This is a genomic window from Paenibacillus sp. Soil522 (assembly GCF_001428245.1).
GTDB lineage: Bacteria > Bacillota > Bacilli > Paenibacillales > Paenibacillaceae > Pristimantibacillus.
On sequence record NZ_LMRV01000099.1, the window covers coordinates 202,000 to 218,329 of the forward strand.

Consider the following 16,330-nt stretch of genomic DNA (forward strand, 5'->3'; position numbering starts at 1 on the left):
TATAGCTGATAAACGTATTATAGTTGAATATAGAGAAAGAAACCAGAGCTTGCGGATGGGGAAGCGGTCATGTTGCTGTAAGGGCCGCTGGCACAATGCCGGTCAAAGAGAGTTCTGCTGGAAGGAGAAAGGAAAATGGAGCCAACCACGTTTGTCTTGTTTGGAGCGACAGGGGATTTAGCCAAAAGGAAAATTTACCCTGCCTTGTATAATTTGTTCGTCGAACAGAAGCTGCCCCAATCATTCTCTTTGATTGGCCTTGGAAGAAGAGAACTATCTGATGAATCATTTCAAGCAAGTGTTGAGCAATCTCTCCGTCTTTTTTCAAGACGTGAAGCGAACGACGCTGCATTAGTGAAAGATTTCATTCGTTCATTCCGTTACAGTGTTCTGGACATAGGCCGTAAAGAAGATTACCAGAAGCTGTTGCAACTGATCGAAGAGCGGGAAGAAGAGCTTCAAATTGCACCGAATCGGATGTTTTATTTATCCGTCGGACCTGAGTTTTTTAAACCAATCGCAGCAAACATTCAAGATAGCGGACTCGGTTCCGCGAATGGCTGGAAGCGTCTCGTCATCGAGAAACCGTTCGGCCATGATTTGCAATCTGCTCGGGATCTGAATGAGAAACTGAGCAAAGCGTTTGAAGAGCACGAAATTTTCCGGATCGATCATTATCTCGGTAAGCCGCTGGTGCAAAATCTTGAGGCTCTGCAGCAGACCAATCCGGTAATTCAAGCATTATGGACCAATCGTGATATTGCCAATGTGCAGATTTCGGCAAATGAAACAGTCGGCGTAGAAGAAAGAGCCGGTTATTACGATCATGTTGGCGCTGTAAGAGACATGTTCCAAAACCATATGCTGCAATTGCTTATGATGCTGGCGATTCACCTTCCGCCGAGCAACGCCTCCGAAAAGGTAAGCTTCAAGAAGAAGAAGGTAATGGAAGCTCTCAAGCCGCTGCAAAAACAGGACGTTAGTGTCAATGTTATCCGCGGGCAGTACAAAGAAGGAAGCATCCAAGGAAAGCCGGTTGTCGGCTATAAATCCGAACCGGGTATTGCTGCCGCATCCATGAACGATACGTTTATTGCTGCCAAATTGCAGATCGATGATTTATATTGGCGCGGAGTACCTTTTTATATTCGAACAGGCAAAAGAATGAAGGAAAAAACTACGCGGATCGTCGTTGAGTTTAAAGAGCCGTTAAAACAATCCTTCAATACAGGTAATAACAGTAAAGTTCCTAATCTTCTCGTATTTGAAATCAGTCCTAACGAAGGCGTTACGCTGCAATACAGTGCGAAGGATTCTGAGCATAAAGTGGATTTTGAGCCCGTTCAAATCGATCTTCTTGCAAGTCGAGATGATGTTCCCGAGGCTTATGAAAATTTGATTTACGATGCTTTGAACGGAGACCCAACGTTCTTTGCGCATTGGGACGAAGTTGAATTGTCCTGGGAATGGGTTCAACCGATCTTAGATGCATTCGAAGAGAACCTAGTTCCTCTTCATCAGTATGCAGCGGGCACTTACGGACCTGCCGAATCCGATGCGTTACTCGCAAAGGACGGCTATCATTGGTGGTTCGATTCTAAACCTGAACAAGAAATAGAAGCAGAGGAGTTAAAACAATATGCCTATAACACAAACAATTGATCAGTTAGCGATCGATACGATCCGTACCTTGTCGATCGATGCCATTAACAGCGCCAATTCCGGCCATCCGGGGTTGCCAATGGGAGCTGCGCCGATGGCTTACACTCTTTGGTCCCAATTTTTAAATCACAATCCCGGCCATGCAAAGTGGTTTAACCGTGACCGCTTCGTTCTGTCTGCGGGTCATGGTTCGGCGTTGCTATACAGCCTTCTGCATTTGTCCGGATATCAGGTGTCGATTGATGACTTAAAACAGTTCCGCAAGCTGAACAGCAAAACCCCTGGACATCCTGAATTTGGTCACACGGATGGTGTAGATGCTACAACCGGTCCTTTAGGACAAGGGGTTGCTATGGCAGTCGGGATGGCGATGGCCGAAGCTCATCTGGCCGCGAAATTCAATCAAGACGGTTTCCCGGTGGTTGATCATTATACGTATGCGCTTGTCGGAGACGGCTGTTTGATGGAAGGGATCTCATACGAGGCGATGTCTATGGCAGGACATATGAAGCTTGACAAATTAATCGTATTGTATGATTCCAACGATATCTCCTTGGACGGCGAGCTGAACCTTTCGTTTGGCGAGAATATCCAAAAAAGAGCGGAATCGGCGAACTGGCAATATTTACGGGTTGAGGACGGTAATGATATTTCAAAAATTGCCGAATCGATCGCGGCAGCCAAGCAAAATAATTCGCAGCCTACGCTCATCGAGATTCGGACGATCATCGGTTACGGCAGCAAAGCAGCCGGAACGAACAAAGTACACGGTAATCCGCTCGGCAAAGAAGAGGCGAAAGCAACTAAAGAAGTTTATGGCTGGCATTACGAGGAAGAGTTTACCGTTCCGGAAGAAGTTAAAGCTCATTATGAAAAGTTAAAACGTGAGGGCGAGTCCAAAGAAGCAGAATGGAATAATCTTGTCGCTTCCTATACGGCGCAATATCCTGAGCAAGGTAAGGAGCTCGAGCAAGTTATCGACGGTTCTGTATCGATCGATGCCGAAAACATCCTTACGTTTGACGCTTCCAAAACCGTTTCTACCCGCGTAGCGAGCGGTCAAGCGATCAATCATTACATTAAAACCGTTCCTTCGATCTTTGGAGGCAGCGCCGATCTATCGCATTCGACGATGACGGATATCAGCGGTGAGCAAATTTTCGCCATCGAATCCTATTCGGGACGCAATATTTACTTTGGCGTTCGTGAGCATGCAATGGGTGCAGCCGGCAACGGCATGGCGCTTCATGGCGGCGTAAAACCTTTCGTCAGCACATTCTTCGTATTCAGCGATTATTTGCGTCCGTCTATACGTTTGGCTGCACTGCAAAAGCTGCCTGTTATTTATGTATTTACCCATGATTCCATTGCAGTCGGGGAAGATGGGCCTACTCATGAACCCGTCGAGCACTTGGCTGCACTGCGCACCATTCCGGGTCTAACGGTCATCAGACCATCCGATGCCAATGAAACGGCAAATGCATGGGCATATGCGCTGCAGCAAAATGAAGGACCGGTAGCTCTGGTGCTGAGCAGACAAAATCTTCCGGTTTACGAAGCGACCAAGGCCAATATTGAAGGGTTATCCAAAGGAGCTTATGTTTTGGCGGAAACCAACAATCAGCCGGATGTCATCCTGATCGGAACCGGATCCGAAGTTTCACTTGCTATGAGCGCCAAAGCGGAGCTTGAGCAGGATAACATCTCTGTACGCGTGGTTGCCATGCCGAGCAGAGAACTGTTTAATCGACAATCCGAAGACTACAAGGAAACTGTTCTTCCTTCTTCTGTTACGAAGCGGATTGCGATGGAAGCAGGCATTTCGTTAGGCTGGGAGCGTTACACGGGACCAGGCGGAAAAGTATTGGCAATCGATACGTTCGGCGCATCTGGACCGGGGAATCAGGTTATGGAATACTTTGGTTTCTCCACTGATAATGTGGTTCGCCTGACGAAAGATTTGCTAAAGTAATAAAAAATAATTTAAAATAACGGATGAAGCAATAAAAAATGAATTCAAAATAACGGAGGTAGTTAACTATGAAATTTTTTATCGATACTGCAAATGTGGAAGACATCAAAAAAGCGTATAAAGTCGGCGTATTATCCGGTGTTACGACGAATCCATCTTTGGTTGCCAAGGAAGGCGTGAAATTCGAAGATCGTATTGCTGAGATTTTGCGTGAAGTGCCTGAGGTTGAATCCGTTTCTGCAGAAGTAACGCCTGATGCGATTACAGCTGACGAAATGATTGCACAAGCAAACGAACTGATCAAAATCAATGATAATGACCCTAACATCACAATCAAGCTTCCGATGACGCTTGCAGGCCTGGAAGCTTGCCGTTACCTGACTAAAAAAGGCGTAAAAACAAACGTGACGTTGATTTTCACGGTGAACCAAGCACTCTTGGCTGCTCGCGCTGGCGCTACTTATGTATCTCCGTTCCTTGGCCGCTTGGATGACATCTCGGAAGACGGCGTTCAACTGATCGTAAAAGTTGCTGAATTGTTCCGTACGCATAATCTTGATGCGCAAATTATCGCTGCTTCCGTTCGTCACCCGGATCACGTGACTCGCGTAGCAATGGCAGGCGCTCATATTGCAACAATTCCATTCTCGGTTATCGAGCAAATTTCCAAGCATCCTCTAACAGATCAAGGGATGGAGAAATTCGCTGCCGACTGGAAAAAAACAGTTTTGGTATAAGTTGCAATAACTAAATGCGCGTTGAAAGGACACGGTTCAGATGACGATTTCATTTGATTATTCCAATACACTATCATTTATCCAGCAGCATGAAGTGGATTACTTCAGTGAGTTTGTGAATGTGGCACACCGTATGCTTCATGAGAAGCAAGGCCCAGGATCCGATTATCTGGGCTGGGTTGATCTGCCGCTTCAATATGATCAAGAAGAATTTGCAAGGATTAAAGCAGCCGCACAACGCATTCGCAGCCATTCCGAAGCTTTGGTCGTCATTGGTATTGGCGGTTCCTATTTGGGTGCAAGATCCGCGATCGAAGCGCTGTCCCATACGTTCCATAATCAGATGAGCGGGAATACCCAAGTGTATTTTGCCGGACAAAATATCAGCTCTACGTATATGACTCATTTGTTGGAGCTGCTTGAGGGCAAGGATATTTCCCTGAATGTCATTTCCAAGTCGGGAACGACGACGGAGCCGGCAATCGCATTCCGTATTTTGAAAGACTATATGGAGAAAAAATACGGAAAAGAAGAAGCGCAAAAACGTATCTTCGCGACAACCGATTCATCTAAAGGTGCATTAAAAAAACTTGCCGATGAAGAAGGCTACGAAACCTTCGTTATTCCTGACGATGTTGGCGGACGTTATTCCGTTCTAACAGCCGTAGGGCTTCTGCCTATCGCCGTTGCCGGACTTGACATCGATCAAATGATGGCCGGAGCCGCTGCCGCTGCACGGAAATACAATAATCCAGATCTTGCTACAAATGAAAGCTATCAATATGCGGCCGTTCGCAATGCCCTTTACCGCAAGGGGAAAACGATCGAGCTGCTGGCTAACTTTGAACCGTCCTTGCACTATGTGTCCGAATGGTGGAAGCAGCTGTTCGGCGAAAGCGAGGGCAAAGACCAGAAGGGACTTTATCCCGCATCCGTCGATTTTACGACTGATCTGCATTCGATGGGACAGTATGTCCAGGAAGGTCGCCGCGATCTTATTGAGACGGTGCTAACGGTTGCGAAACCGAAGGTAGAATGGACTATTCAAGAGGACGCTGGCAATCTGGACGGATTGAATTTTATTGCGGGCATGACGATGGACGCAGTGAACAAGAAGGCAGCCGAAGGAACAAGGCTTGCCCATGTTGACGGAGGCGTGCCAAATCTGGTTGTAGAGCTGGATGAGCTCAATGAATATACGTACGGCGAAATGGTGTACTTCTTCGAGAAGGCATGCGGCATTAGCGGCTTGCTGCTCGGGGTGAACCCGTTCGATCAGCCGGGAGTAGAAGCATACAAGATCAATATGTTTGCGCTGCTTGGCAAGCCGGGTTTTGAAGCGCAAAAAGCCGAGCTCATCAAGCGTTTATCTGCAAAAGGACAGGAATAAAGGAATTTCAATGAGATAAAAGCAAATCAATGATTTGTATAAGTAGATATGTACGAAGGAGCAGTATGCGACAGCAACTGCTCCTTTTTGTGCTTAGTTTTTTTGATGCAGGTTAATGAAGGCGTGAAGATTTATTTCTTGCTATTTTAGGTGGACAATCGGATTCCTTGAACCGCCGTCTGTTCCTCTGTGGTCAGCGGGCTCAGCGGCTCCCGGAAATAGCCTGCCGCGATACCATGGCTTGCGAAGAGATGGCGGATGACCCTGATCCATCCGATGCTGCCGAGGAGCTCCAGGCTTTCACGCAGCTTCCCGAGTTCATGATGAGCCTGTACGCTATTTCCTTCACGCAGAAGCTGGATAATTTTTAAAAATTCAAGCGGAAAGAGATTTCCGGCGACGCTCGTTAAGCCGTCATATCCCTTATCGAAGTAATCGGCGATGGCTAGGTCGAAGCCCGACAGCACTTGAAAGTCCGTCCCCAGCTCTGCTTTGATTTCTTTGATTCTGTCAGGATTTCCAGCCTCCTTGAGCGCGATAATCTGAGGGAACTCCTTCACAAGGCGAAACAGCGTCTCCATCTCCAAGTTGAATCCTGTCCGTAGAGGATTGTTATACAGCATGAGCGGCAGGGAGGTAGCAGAACACACCTCTTGGACATATAAAGCTGCTTCCCTCTGGTTCGGGCGAACATAGGGCGGAAAACCGAGCATGATCGCCGAAAGCCCGGTCTGCTCAGCTTCCCGGGCCAGTCGGACGGCGTCTCGGGTGCGCACAGTGGCGACACCGGCATATAACGGCATGCTGCCCGGAGCGGCATCTTTGACGCTCTGATAGAGGAAGATTCTTTCCTCCAGCGTCAGTGAATGCTGTTCTCCTGTTGAGCCGCTGACCAGCAGGGCAGGTACCTGATTATAGGTATAATAATTTACCATCTGCCGGACACTCGCCTGATCAACAGCGCCTTGCTGGCTAAATGGAGTAATCATGGCGACACTGTAAGGTTGAAAAGGATGAGTGGTCATCAATGAACGTCTCCTTATTAGGAAGGGCCCGAGCCCTTCTTATTTATTTTATAAGTGTCTTAATCATAACATTATCCGTTTGTTTGTCATCATCCACTGGATGATAAGTTCTTACCGTGACAAGCTTGTTTTATATGTATAATGGAAGGAAGAACATTGAAGCTATCCACCAGCCGGTGAGTCTATCGAGATGTTAGAGGGGAGTATTTCATTGACTCTACAGCAATTAAAGTACGTAATTGAGGTCGCCAATCGGGGCTCCATTAATGAAGCCGCCAAGCGGTTGTTTATTTCTCAGCCTAGTCTTTCAAATGCGATTAAGGATCTGGAAGAAGAAATACAGTTTGCGATTTTTGAACGATCCAATAAAGGGATCTCACTTTCTAAGGAGGGTGTTGAATTTTTAAGTTATGCAAGGCAGGTAGTCGAGCAGGCGGAATTGTTGGAAAGTCGGTATCTTAATGCTAAGCCTTCCCCGCAGCATTTTTCGGTTTCTACCCAACATTATGCTTTCGCGGTGAATGCATTTGTGAGTCTGGTTCGGGAGTATGGCCAGGATGAATATGAGTTAACTTTACGAGAGACCAAAACCTATGAAATTATTGAGGATGTCAAAAATTTGCGCAGCGAGATCGGGATCTTATATCTTAATGAGTTCAATGGGAAAGTCATTAACAAGCTGCTCAAAACCGCGAACTTGCAATTCATCAGCTTATTTAGGGCTAAGCCGCATATTTTTATCAGTATTAAGAACCCTTTGGCAAATCAATCGATCGTAACCATTGACCAGCTTCAGAATTATCCGTATCTGTCCTTTGATCAAGGCGAGTATAATTCTTTTCATTTTTCAGAAGAGATTCTCAGTACGATGTCACATAAGAAAAGCATCCGTGTAAATGACCGGGCGACGCTTTTCAATTTATTGATCGGATTAAACGGATATACCATATCGACAGGGGTTCTAAGCGCCGATTTAAATGGCAATGAAATCATTCCCGTACCTTTGGATTGTGAGGAAACCATCAATGTCGGTTGGATTTCCCATAAAAATGCTTCGTTGTCCAAGCTCGGAGCGGCATATATAGAAGCGCTAATGCGAGCGATAGCCCCATAAAAACTCTGATATAGCCAAAGGCTATGACTAGATATAGTTTAATCCAGTTATACTATATCCACTAATTCGTGATATCTTTCTTGTAACAATTTGTATAGGAGTGTTACATGATGGTAAAAAGCAGTGTTTTAGGATATCCGCGTATTGGTGCGGATCGCGAATGGAAGAAAGCGCTCGAAGCGTTCTGGTCCGGCAAGCTCGAAGAATCGGAGTTTCACAGTCAACTGCAGGAGATTCGTTTGAATCATTTGCGTAAGCAGCAGGAGAAGGGCATCGATATCATCTCGGTCAATGATTTCAGCTATTACGATCATGTTCTTGATACAGCCACTATGTTCGGAATCATTCCAAAACGTTTTTCATATGAGGGCGGCGTTGTACCGTTGTCTGTATATTATGGCATTGCCCGTGGGACGAAGGATGCAACAGCAAGCGAAATGACCAAATGGTTTAACACGAACTATCACTATATCGTACCTGAACTGGATGGGGCAGCACCGGTGCTTACCGAAAATAGACCCCTTAAGGCGTATCGGGAAGCTAAAGAAAAGCTCGGTATCGAGGGGAAGCCGGTTATCGTAGGGCCGCTGACCTTTCTGAAGCTGTCAAAAGGGTACCGTGTATCTGAGACTGATGCTTGGTTGGAGCGTTTGCTGCCGCTTTATGTGCAGATACTTCAAGAGCTTGCGAGTGAAGGGGTTCAATGGGTACAAATTGACGAACCGATTCTTGTAACGAAATTAAGCGCGGCTGATCTCGAGCGGTTGAAGACAATCTATGATACGTTTGCCGCGTCGGCGCCTAACCTGAACATCATGCTGCAAACCTATTTTGAATCGGTAGAGAACTACAGTGACATCGCCCAGTTGCCTGTCAGAGGAATAGGGCTTGATTTTGTACATGGATTCTCCGGCAATATGCAATCGATTAAAGCACTAGGTTTTCCTGCGGATAAGGTTTTAGGCGCTGGTGTAATCGACGGCCGTGGCATTTGGAAGGCGTCACTTCGTGAGAAACTGGTACTACTGGAAGAGTTATCTGAGCTCGTAACGGCCGACCAGTTAATCGTGCAGTCGTCGTGCAGTTTACTTCATGTTCCGGTCACGGTGAAAAATGAGGCTAGGCTCTTAACTGAGCTAAACGATGCTCTCGCATTTGCCGATGAGAAGCTGGACGAGCTTGTCCTTCTGGCGAAAGCAATCTCTTCAGAAGAAGCCGTAATTATAGATGAGCTGGAAAAATGCGAGAGTGCTCTTCTGGCGCTCAAGCTTTCTGATGAGCGCAATCGTACTGACATTCAGCATGCCGTAGCTGCCATTAGTGAGCAGACTCCAGAACGCAGTCTGCCTTTTTCTGAGCGTCATATTGCTCAACAGAAAAAATGGCAATTGCCGATTTTTCCGACGACGACAATTGGCAGCTTTCCGCAATCAGCAGAGGTGCGCAGGGCCCGTCAGCTGTGGCGTAAGGGTGAATGGAACAATGAGCAGTATGCTAACTTTATCCGGGAGCAGATCGATATCTGGATTAAGCTGCAGGAAGAGATCGGGCTGGATGTTCTCGTGCATGGCGAATTTGAACGAACGGATATGGTCGAATTTTTTGGTGAGAAGCTTGCGGGCTTCGCGTTTACTCAGAACGGATGGGTGCAGTCATACGGTTCCCGCTGCGTGAAGCCGCCAATTATATTTGGGGATGTTGCGTTCAAGGAATCGATGACTGTCGAGGAAACAAAGTATGCTCAGTCGAAGACCGAGCGTCCCGTTAAAGGGATGTTGACCGGCCCGATTACGATCATGAACTGGTCGTTCGTCCGTGAAGACATCACACGCGAACAAATCGCCTACCAGCTGGCATATGCGCTAAGACAAGAGGTAGAGGCGCTTGAGCATGCAGGCATTGGCATGATTCAGGTTGATGAGCCTGCCGTTCGTGAAGGGCTGCCGCTTAAGGAAGAAGATCAAGCGAAGTATCTGGCATGGGCTGTCAAAGCGTTCCGCATGAGCACATGTACGGTTCAGAACACAACGCAAATTCACACGCATATGTGTTATTGTGAGTTCCATGACATGATTGATTCGATTGAAGCAATGGATGCGGATGTGATTTCGATTGAGACATCCCGCAGTCATGGTGAATTGATTCATAGCTTCGAATTGAACACCTACAAACTGGGTATCGGTTTAGGCGTATATGATATCCATAGTCCACGCATTCCGCGAGTGGAGGAAATGACTAGCATGATCGAACGCGCCTTGCGTGTGCTGGATCCGAAGCTTTTCTGGATTAATCCGGACTGCGGACTAAAAACTCGCGGATTTGAAGAAACGATCGATTCCTTGCGCAACATGGTGGAAGCGACAGAGATCGCCCGTACGAAGCATTCCCTAACGGTGTAATAATTAGCGAGAAGCAGTAAAATAACAAATATTGTTGAGCAGGCGCCCCGTCAGTCTGCTCATTTTATTATGCCTTAATAAATGCATGCAGACAGGTGCAGGAAGATTTGTCGATTTTGGAGCAAATATGCCTCAAGAGAGCTTTTTTTGCAGGGTATTTTCAGTAAAATGATGAATTCTGTGAAAACGTTAATCCTACTGGCGCTAAGAGCTGTGATATAATTTTGCGGAGAAGGTGAATGTTGGGATTTTACATAAACTTCATGTGCAAGGAGGCATTCATGATCAGAGAAAGCAAGCTGGTTAGCAGGCATATGCTCGTCATCGTTTTGGCGCTGCTCTTGTTTTGTATCGGGCCGCTGTCCATTGTTTCTGCACAGGAAGTGGGAGCATCGGTTGCAAATGGAGTAACAATTAAGCTTGATGGCAAGATTGTGAAGATAACCGATCCGGTACTCGTGCTGGATGGAAGGCTGTACGTGCCTATTGCGCACATAGCTGCCATGTTCGATGCAAACATAAGCTGGGATAAGGATAATGAAGAAGCTACGATACATACGGTATTTAAAGACAAGATCGTGCTTGGAAACGGAGTTCCGGTTGTTTATTTCAACGATGGCCGCTATCGGATGGATGTGGCGCCGTTCGTAACAGATGGCAGGACGTATATTCCGCTGCGCCATGTGGCAGAGCTGCTGCATGCGAAGGTGGATTTTAGTCCGGAAGATAAAATCGTTGATCTTGAAACAGTGCATCCAGCCGTAACGACGGAAAATTACGGAATCGATCAGACAGTCACCCCTTCCATTCTTGATAAGAAAGCGGAACCTTTCTCGGAGAAGGACTTGCTGCTTCTTGCCAAGATTACGCAGGTTGAAGCCGGATACGAGTCCTACGAGGGGCAGCTTGGCATAGCAAACGTGATTCTGAACAGGGTGAAAGATTTCAGATTCCCAGATTCCATATATGGCGTTATTTATTCGGGGAACCAGTTCCCGCCTGCTCATAACGGTCTGCTTGATAAGTCGAAGCCTAGCGCAAGCGTTCTTCGCGCCGCCAAGGATGCCTTGAACGGGAAGAACAACGTCGAGAATGCGGTCTATTTCTACAATTCCAAAGTATCCAAAGGATCATTCTGGTCCAGTCTGAAAGTCATCGTGACGATCGGCCACCATAGCTTCGCGAAATAGAAATGGCAATAGAAAACGCAGAATGTAACATAAGTCCGTTATGGCGATAGCCGTAACGGACTTTTTGGCGTTTGGCAGCGCATCGAGGGGCTAACCTATGACAACAGTTCATTGGATGATCCTCAAGTTTTTTAGATGCGGAGACCATAGCGCAAAGCGGCATTTATTAAAAAACAGGCGAAAGCATCTGAATGAAAATAAGAGTATGTAAGAGCGCTTGTACGAACAAGCACTCCACAAAATTAGCAATTAGGTTTCCATTTCCGACACTTCGTACCAATTATAAGAACTTTTTGACCAGGTTTAACAAAAATAACTAAAATCGCTTTCTTTCTGGGATTACCGAAACCGAAACCCATTCAAATCACATCCTCATCTTTAAGTAATCTAGTATATTCATAGATTAATAGATTCGAATGGGCAATTGATATTTCGCAGGAAATTGGGTGCTCAGCTAGGCTCATGAATCGAAATGAATACAGAAATACATGGGAGGGATAACGAGCATACTAAACTTTAGAAAAGTGAATTCTCAGCAAGAGGAGATGCAAAGTTGAAAAGGAAAATTTGGACATGTATGCTTTTTTTACTGCTGCTTATTCAGTCACAGATAGTGACGGCGACTGAAAGTACAACTAAAGCTGCGCCAGTCAATCCATCCTTACTGGATTCACTTCGTCAGGGTGGATATATCCTATTTGTTAGGCATGGTGAAGCAACGGTAGGAGAAGATCAACCGAACCTCGTTTTCAGTGATTGTTCAACCCAAAGAAACCTTTCGGAGAAAGGAATAAGACAAGCCTCACTATTTGGGGAAACGCTTCGGAGTTTACAAATCCCTATTCAATCTCCTGTTCTGTCAAGTCCCTTTTGCCGAACAAAGGTTACGGCAGAATTTGCTTTTGGTGAAGAAAATGTTCAAGTCGATCATTTTTGGATTAAAATTTACAATCTAAGTGGTGTAGTAACAATAGAAGAGCAGGAAAGTACGCTTGCTGCCCTGACTTCCGTGTTAGAGAAAGTTCCGACTTCTGGGACCAACAAGGTTATCATTGATCACAGTTTCCCTCAAGGTGTTGGGTTGGGCGAAATCCCTAACTTAGGTACAGTTGTTGTGAAACCAAGAGGGCACGGCAACGGTTACGAAATTGTGGATCGAATTACTTTAGCTGAGTTGTTGAGTTTACGATGAGAAAAAGCTTGTCGTTAAGACAGCGTGGTGAATCGCAATACGTTTGGATATTTTAAAACATACTTGCAAATTGCAAATATATATAATATGATTACCTCATGAGGTGAATCACTTGGAAAATGTTCGTGAACTAATTCAAATCATGACACGCAGATTTGGTTTTCTTAATAAAAACTGCTGTTCGGTCGGTGGCTGCGATGTTTCCTTAGTCCAAAGCCATATTCTTTACGAAATTGACCATCAGCATAAACCGTCCATTCAGCAGGTTGCTGAGGCGTTAGGTACCGATATTACTACTTTTAGCCGACAAATCCAATCGTTAATCAAAATGAATTTAGTAAAAAAAGTGCCTGATCTGGACGACCGCAGGGTACATGTTCTTTCATTGACGACAGAAGGCAAGTACGTGGCGGCGACGATTGACCAGCAAATGAACGCTTATTTAAGTGAAGTCTTTTCTCACATGAATGAATTTGAGAAAGAAACGGTTATTCGCTCCATGAAGCTATTGAATGATGCCATGGCCAAATCCAGCCAATGCTGTATCACCCCAATAGGGTGATTTCTTTTCTATAATACTTGTAAATTGCAAATAAAACGAATGCTAATGCAGGAGATTTCTCACCCCATATGAAAGATACAGTACTTAGAAGCAGGAGCTTGTTGTAGGTGTGAAGGACGTTTCGATAAAGATTATACGTCCAATATTCTCAGTGCAACACCATCGGCTTACGTCACTCGCTGATGTTGATTATATAAATTTAACAAGGAGTGAATTTTCATGAATCAAGTTAGTAACGATCAAATTCGTCATAATGTTCGTACCCGGTACAAAGAAATTGCTTTGCAGCCGGTGGACATTGTATCGTGTTGTTCGCCAAGTTCTAATTGTAGCAAATCACCTGTTGATTATGGTGATGTTTCTGTCAAACTTGGTTATTCTACCGAGGAATTAAACGGGGTTCCGGACGGCGCAAATCTTGGCCTTGGCTGTGGAAATCCACAAGCAATTGCGGAACTTAAATCAGGGGAAGTTGTACTCGACCTTGGAAGTGGCGGCGGTTTCGACTGTTTCCTGGCCTCCCGTCAAGTAGGAGAGGCCGGTAGCGTGATTGGCGTTGACATGACGCCTGAAATGGTGAGCCGTGCACGTGCGAATGCTGCTAAAGGCGGTTTTACGAACACGGATTTTCCGTTTAGGGGAAATTGAACATTTGCCTGTTTCAGATCAAACGGTTGATGCCATTATTTCGAACTGTGTCATTAATCTATCCCCGTCTAAGCAGCAAGTATTCGATGAAGCGTTCCGTGTCCTGCACTCCGGTGGCCGTCTAGCGATTTCAGATATCATCACGACTGCGGAACTTCCTGCGGAAATAAAGAATGACTTGGACGTGTTATATTCCGGGTGTATTTCCGGGACTTCTTCGGTTAACGAAATTAAGGCTATGCTAACCCAAAGCGGTTTTATGGATGTGGTGGTGGAGCCGAAGGATGAATCGAGGGAATTTATCAAAGATTGGGTTCCGGGATCTAGCGCGGAAAATTACATTGTTTCGGCTGTGATAAAAGCAGTTAAACCATAGTTAGAGCAAAGGCTGCCAGCCTAATGATATCGCCGAAAAATAGAGGTCAATACCGGTCGATGTATGAACAGATCTGTGTGAACGGTCGTTACTTGACTTTAAACCCGGTTACTTATGTCATGAGTGCGAGAGCAGTCGAAGTTAAGGACGATTATGGGCGCTGAATTCTGCTTTATCCCGGAAAGGTTAAGTAGCGTTGCGACAGACGAGTTTTATTTCTTATATGTAAAAGAAGGCTTCTCCTTCGAAGGAGAAGTCAGAATGTCGAGAAACCCAAGTCTTTATCAAGACAATGGGTTTCTTTCTCTTTGGTTCAGCTTTTTTTGTGAGGGCAAGGAAATGACCTTGGCCTCCTTAGCCCTCCTTTCTGAATTTATGCCGGAAATTTAAGCATTAGCATTAATTCGGAATGATTGAATAAAGCCGGTCCTCGGAGGAATTCTAAACGTGTACCAAATATTAAGAAAGGTAATCGAATCAGTGGATGAAGGGAGTTAAATTAATGATCAAGTTTTTATTAAAATGGATGGTAAACGGTGCGATCGTAGTTGCACTACTGATGTACTATTCCGATACAACTTTTTGGAATGCAGCTATTGCCGCAACGGGACTTACCGTAATTGCATACTTAATAGGCGATCTGCTTATCCTTCGGGGAACGAACAATATGATTGCGACGATTTGTGATTTTTTATTAGCTGCTGTCTACCTGGGTGCGTTGTCATATGTTTTTGATTGGAATCTCTCATGGGGCGAAGCGTTTTTTGCCGCCTTTCTGATAGGCTTGGCTGAATGGGTACTCTACCGTTACGTGTTTAGTGAGGAATTACGGGTTGTTGAATAGAATCGGAATTACGAAAATAAGTGCGTTAGGGAGGATTGTATGAGTCGTTTATCTGAGATCATCGATAACCATCAAAATTTAGATCATCTCTTTTCGATACTTAAACATTACGGGGTTAGCGCCGAGTATCTTTCCCTTGCCCTCATTAATCAGTTTGAGAACGAACCGGAGGGGAATGAAGAAGAGACGGAAGGTAATGCCGCCTATTCACAAGATTTAGTCGATGATTTAAATCAATTTTGTGCCAGGTTCTAAGATTCTATGCTTGAATAGGGAAGGACTGCTGAATTCTGAAGCCCTTCGATGATTAGATCATAAAAATATGATTATCGACCTGCTTCTCCTTGATTTCAACTTCGAATGTGTCTGAGCGAAGTCCTCGTCGCATTGTCTCTAACGAAAGTACATCGGCAGGTGAATATTTCCTAAATGCACATCCGGCCCGAATTTTTGAAGCAGCAGCACCTGTTGATGCTTCAAAGGGGCCTCGCACATGATACGTTTCGAATCCGGCAGAAAGCGAAGTACCTTGTCTAAAACACCTTCCCTGCAATCGCCGCTTTCATCAAACAGACCAACCCCAACTCCTGACTCACGGGCTTCCACTGTTACGATTTCGGATCCTGCGTCCCAATCCTCTTTGGCCGTTATTGCTAGCTGTGATGCGTCATTAAGTGAACCTGACAACTTCTTGCCATATGCGGTTACGACCCGAAGACCGTTTTTTATTCCTGTTTTAATTAGTTCCGTCCGTTTCCCTCGTGAAAGTTCGATCGTCCCGTCCGATACTTCAACGCTAGTGAAACCGAGCGAAGCTATCGCATTGAAAAAGGCCGGTCCCGCATTTTGCTGCACGGCGGTTTCCAGCAGAGTGCCGCCGAGCATAACGATGATACCGTGTCTTTACAGATATTTCACATCGTGAAACGATTCTCGAGGGGGTCAAAAGGATAATAATACCAGTTGCCATTGGTACAGACAACATGTTATTCTCTTATTTCAGCCGCGACACAATGCGCCGTTGAAAAGTTAAACAAGTAGGATGACATGATTTACCTGTAGCATACATGAATCGAATCGTGATATATTATTTATCCGGCCGAGAGAAACACGCGGACGGCAAGCAAAACAAGCAACACAAACGAAAGAAAAGATTGCTCTTTGAAAACTGAACAACGAGTAATAACTGCCTCGCAAATCCTTCGGGATAAGCGAAAAT

The 16,330-nt window shown here is 45.4% G+C and carries 14 protein-coding genes and 1 pseudogene; 13 read left to right on the top strand and 2 right to left on the bottom strand.

What is annotated here, in order from left to right:
• The first annotated feature begins 135 nt into the window (after positions 1-135).
• The 4 genes from zwf to ASG81_RS27925 all read left to right on the top strand — a co-directional run bounded on the left by zwf (position 136) and on the right by ASG81_RS27925 (position 5,761).
• The gene (zwf, locus tag ASG81_RS27910; RefSeq protein ID WP_056642460.1) at positions 136-1,662 is read left to right on the top strand and encodes a glucose-6-phosphate dehydrogenase; all 1,527 of its coding nucleotides are present in this window, start codon (positions 136-138) and stop codon (positions 1,660-1,662) included.
• A complete protein-coding gene (gene tkt, locus ASG81_RS27915) occupies positions 1,646-3,634 on the top strand; it encodes a transketolase (RefSeq protein ID WP_056642573.1) in 1,989 nt (662 codons plus the stop codon). Before zwf ends, tkt begins: the two co-directional genes overlap by 17 nt.
• A gap of 68 nt (positions 3,635-3,702) precedes the next feature.
• Positions 3,703-4,371 (top strand): fructose-6-phosphate aldolase, encoded by a 669-nt coding sequence (gene fsa / locus ASG81_RS27920; protein ID WP_056642463.1) that lies wholly within the window; start codon positions 3,703-3,705, stop codon positions 4,369-4,371.
• Between the two features lie 40 nt (positions 4,372-4,411).
• Positions 4,412-5,761, top strand: a complete 1,350-nt coding sequence (locus tag ASG81_RS27925; RefSeq protein ID WP_056642468.1) for a glucose-6-phosphate isomerase — start codon at positions 4,412-4,414, stop codon at positions 5,759-5,761.
• A gap of 146 nt (positions 5,762-5,907) precedes the next feature.
• On the opposite strand, the gene ASG81_RS27930 is transcribed toward ASG81_RS27925, so the two are convergent.
• Entirely contained in the window at positions 5,908-6,786 is an 879-nt protein-coding gene (locus tag ASG81_RS27930) for a dihydrodipicolinate synthase family protein (protein WP_235549063.1), read from the bottom strand.
• 211 nt (positions 6,787-6,997) lie between these two features.
• Here ASG81_RS27930 and ASG81_RS27935 point away from each other — a divergent pair, with 211 nt between their 5' ends.
• The 9 genes and pseudogenes from ASG81_RS27935 (at position 6,998) to ASG81_RS27970 (ending at position 15,366) form a co-directional block, all read left to right on the top strand.
• A complete protein-coding gene (locus ASG81_RS27935; protein WP_056642474.1) occupies positions 6,998-7,900 on the top strand; it encodes a LysR family transcriptional regulator in 903 nt (300 codons plus the stop codon).
• Between the two features lie 110 nt (positions 7,901-8,010).
• Positions 8,011-10,299 carry a 5-methyltetrahydropteroyltriglutamate--homocysteine S-methyltransferase gene (gene metE / locus ASG81_RS27940; protein WP_056642477.1) on the top strand — a complete coding sequence of 763 codons (2,289 nt, stop codon included), beginning with the start codon at positions 8,011-8,013 and terminating at the stop codon, positions 10,297-10,299.
• Positions 10,300-10,580: 281 nt separating this feature from the next.
• Positions 10,581-11,489 (top strand): cell wall hydrolase, encoded by a 909-nt coding sequence (locus ASG81_RS27945; protein ID WP_056642480.1) that lies wholly within the window; start codon positions 10,581-10,583, stop codon positions 11,487-11,489.
• A gap of 553 nt (positions 11,490-12,042) precedes the next feature.
• Positions 12,043-12,681 carry a histidine phosphatase family protein gene (locus tag ASG81_RS27950; RefSeq protein WP_235549064.1) on the top strand — a complete coding sequence of 213 codons (639 nt, stop codon included), beginning with the start codon at positions 12,043-12,045 and terminating at the stop codon, positions 12,679-12,681.
• A 112-nt stretch (positions 12,682-12,793) separates the two neighbouring features.
• Entirely contained in the window at positions 12,794-13,243 is a 450-nt protein-coding gene (locus ASG81_RS27955) for a MarR family winged helix-turn-helix transcriptional regulator (protein WP_056642483.1), read from the top strand.
• A 219-nt stretch (positions 13,244-13,462) separates the two neighbouring features.
• Positions 13,463-14,267 (top strand): annotated as a pseudogene (locus ASG81_RS27960) (arsenite methyltransferase).
• Positions 14,268-14,420: 153 nt separating this feature from the next.
• Complete coding sequence (locus ASG81_RS31525) at positions 14,421-14,657, top strand: hypothetical protein (RefSeq protein ID WP_155972012.1); 237 nt, start codon at positions 14,421-14,423, stop codon at positions 14,655-14,657.
• A 112-nt stretch (positions 14,658-14,769) separates the two neighbouring features.
• A complete protein-coding gene (locus ASG81_RS27965; RefSeq protein ID WP_056642486.1) occupies positions 14,770-15,111 on the top strand; it encodes a DUF2512 family protein in 342 nt (113 codons plus the stop codon).
• A gap of 39 nt (positions 15,112-15,150) precedes the next feature.
• Positions 15,151-15,366 carry a hypothetical protein gene (locus ASG81_RS27970; protein WP_056642489.1) on the top strand — a complete coding sequence of 72 codons (216 nt, stop codon included), beginning with the start codon at positions 15,151-15,153 and terminating at the stop codon, positions 15,364-15,366.
• Positions 15,367-15,504: 138 nt separating this feature from the next.
• Here the strand turns inward: ASG81_RS27970 and ASG81_RS27975 are convergent, their stop codons facing one another.
• Positions 15,505-15,996 carry a phosphosulfolactate synthase gene (locus tag ASG81_RS27975; RefSeq protein WP_056642492.1) on the bottom strand — a complete coding sequence of 164 codons (492 nt, stop codon included), beginning with the start codon at positions 15,994-15,996 and terminating at the stop codon, positions 15,505-15,507.
• Between the last annotated feature and the right edge of the window lie 334 nt (positions 15,997-16,330).

Excerpts from the sequence above, each read along its gene's own strand:
- ASG81_RS27925 (WP_056642468.1), top strand. The coding sequence starts at position 4,412 with ATGACGATTTCATTTGATTATTCCAATACACTATCATTTATCCAGCAG.
- ASG81_RS27975 (WP_056642492.1), bottom strand. The coding sequence starts at position 15,996 with ATGCTCGGCGGCACTCTGCTGGAAACCGCCGTGCAGCAAAATGCGGGA.
- ASG81_RS31525 (WP_155972012.1), top strand. The coding sequence starts at position 14,421 with ATGGGCGCTGAATTCTGCTTTATCCCGGAAAGGTTAAGTAGCGTTGCG.
- ASG81_RS27970 (WP_056642489.1), top strand. The coding sequence starts at position 15,151 with ATGAGTCGTTTATCTGAGATCATCGATAACCATCAAAATTTAGATCAT.
- fsa (WP_056642463.1), top strand. The coding sequence starts at position 3,703 with ATGAAATTTTTTATCGATACTGCAAATGTGGAAGACATCAAAAAAGCG.
- ASG81_RS27930 (WP_235549063.1), bottom strand. The coding sequence starts at position 6,786 with ATGACCACTCATCCTTTTCAACCTTACAGTGTCGCCATGATTACTCCA.
- metE (WP_056642477.1), top strand. The coding sequence starts at position 8,011 with ATGGTAAAAAGCAGTGTTTTAGGATATCCGCGTATTGGTGCGGATCGC.
- ASG81_RS27965 (WP_056642486.1), top strand. The coding sequence starts at position 14,770 with ATGATCAAGTTTTTATTAAAATGGATGGTAAACGGTGCGATCGTAGTT.
- ASG81_RS27945 (WP_056642480.1), top strand. The coding sequence starts at position 10,581 with ATGATCAGAGAAAGCAAGCTGGTTAGCAGGCATATGCTCGTCATCGTT.
- zwf (WP_056642460.1), top strand. The coding sequence starts at position 136 with ATGGAGCCAACCACGTTTGTCTTGTTTGGAGCGACAGGGGATTTAGCC.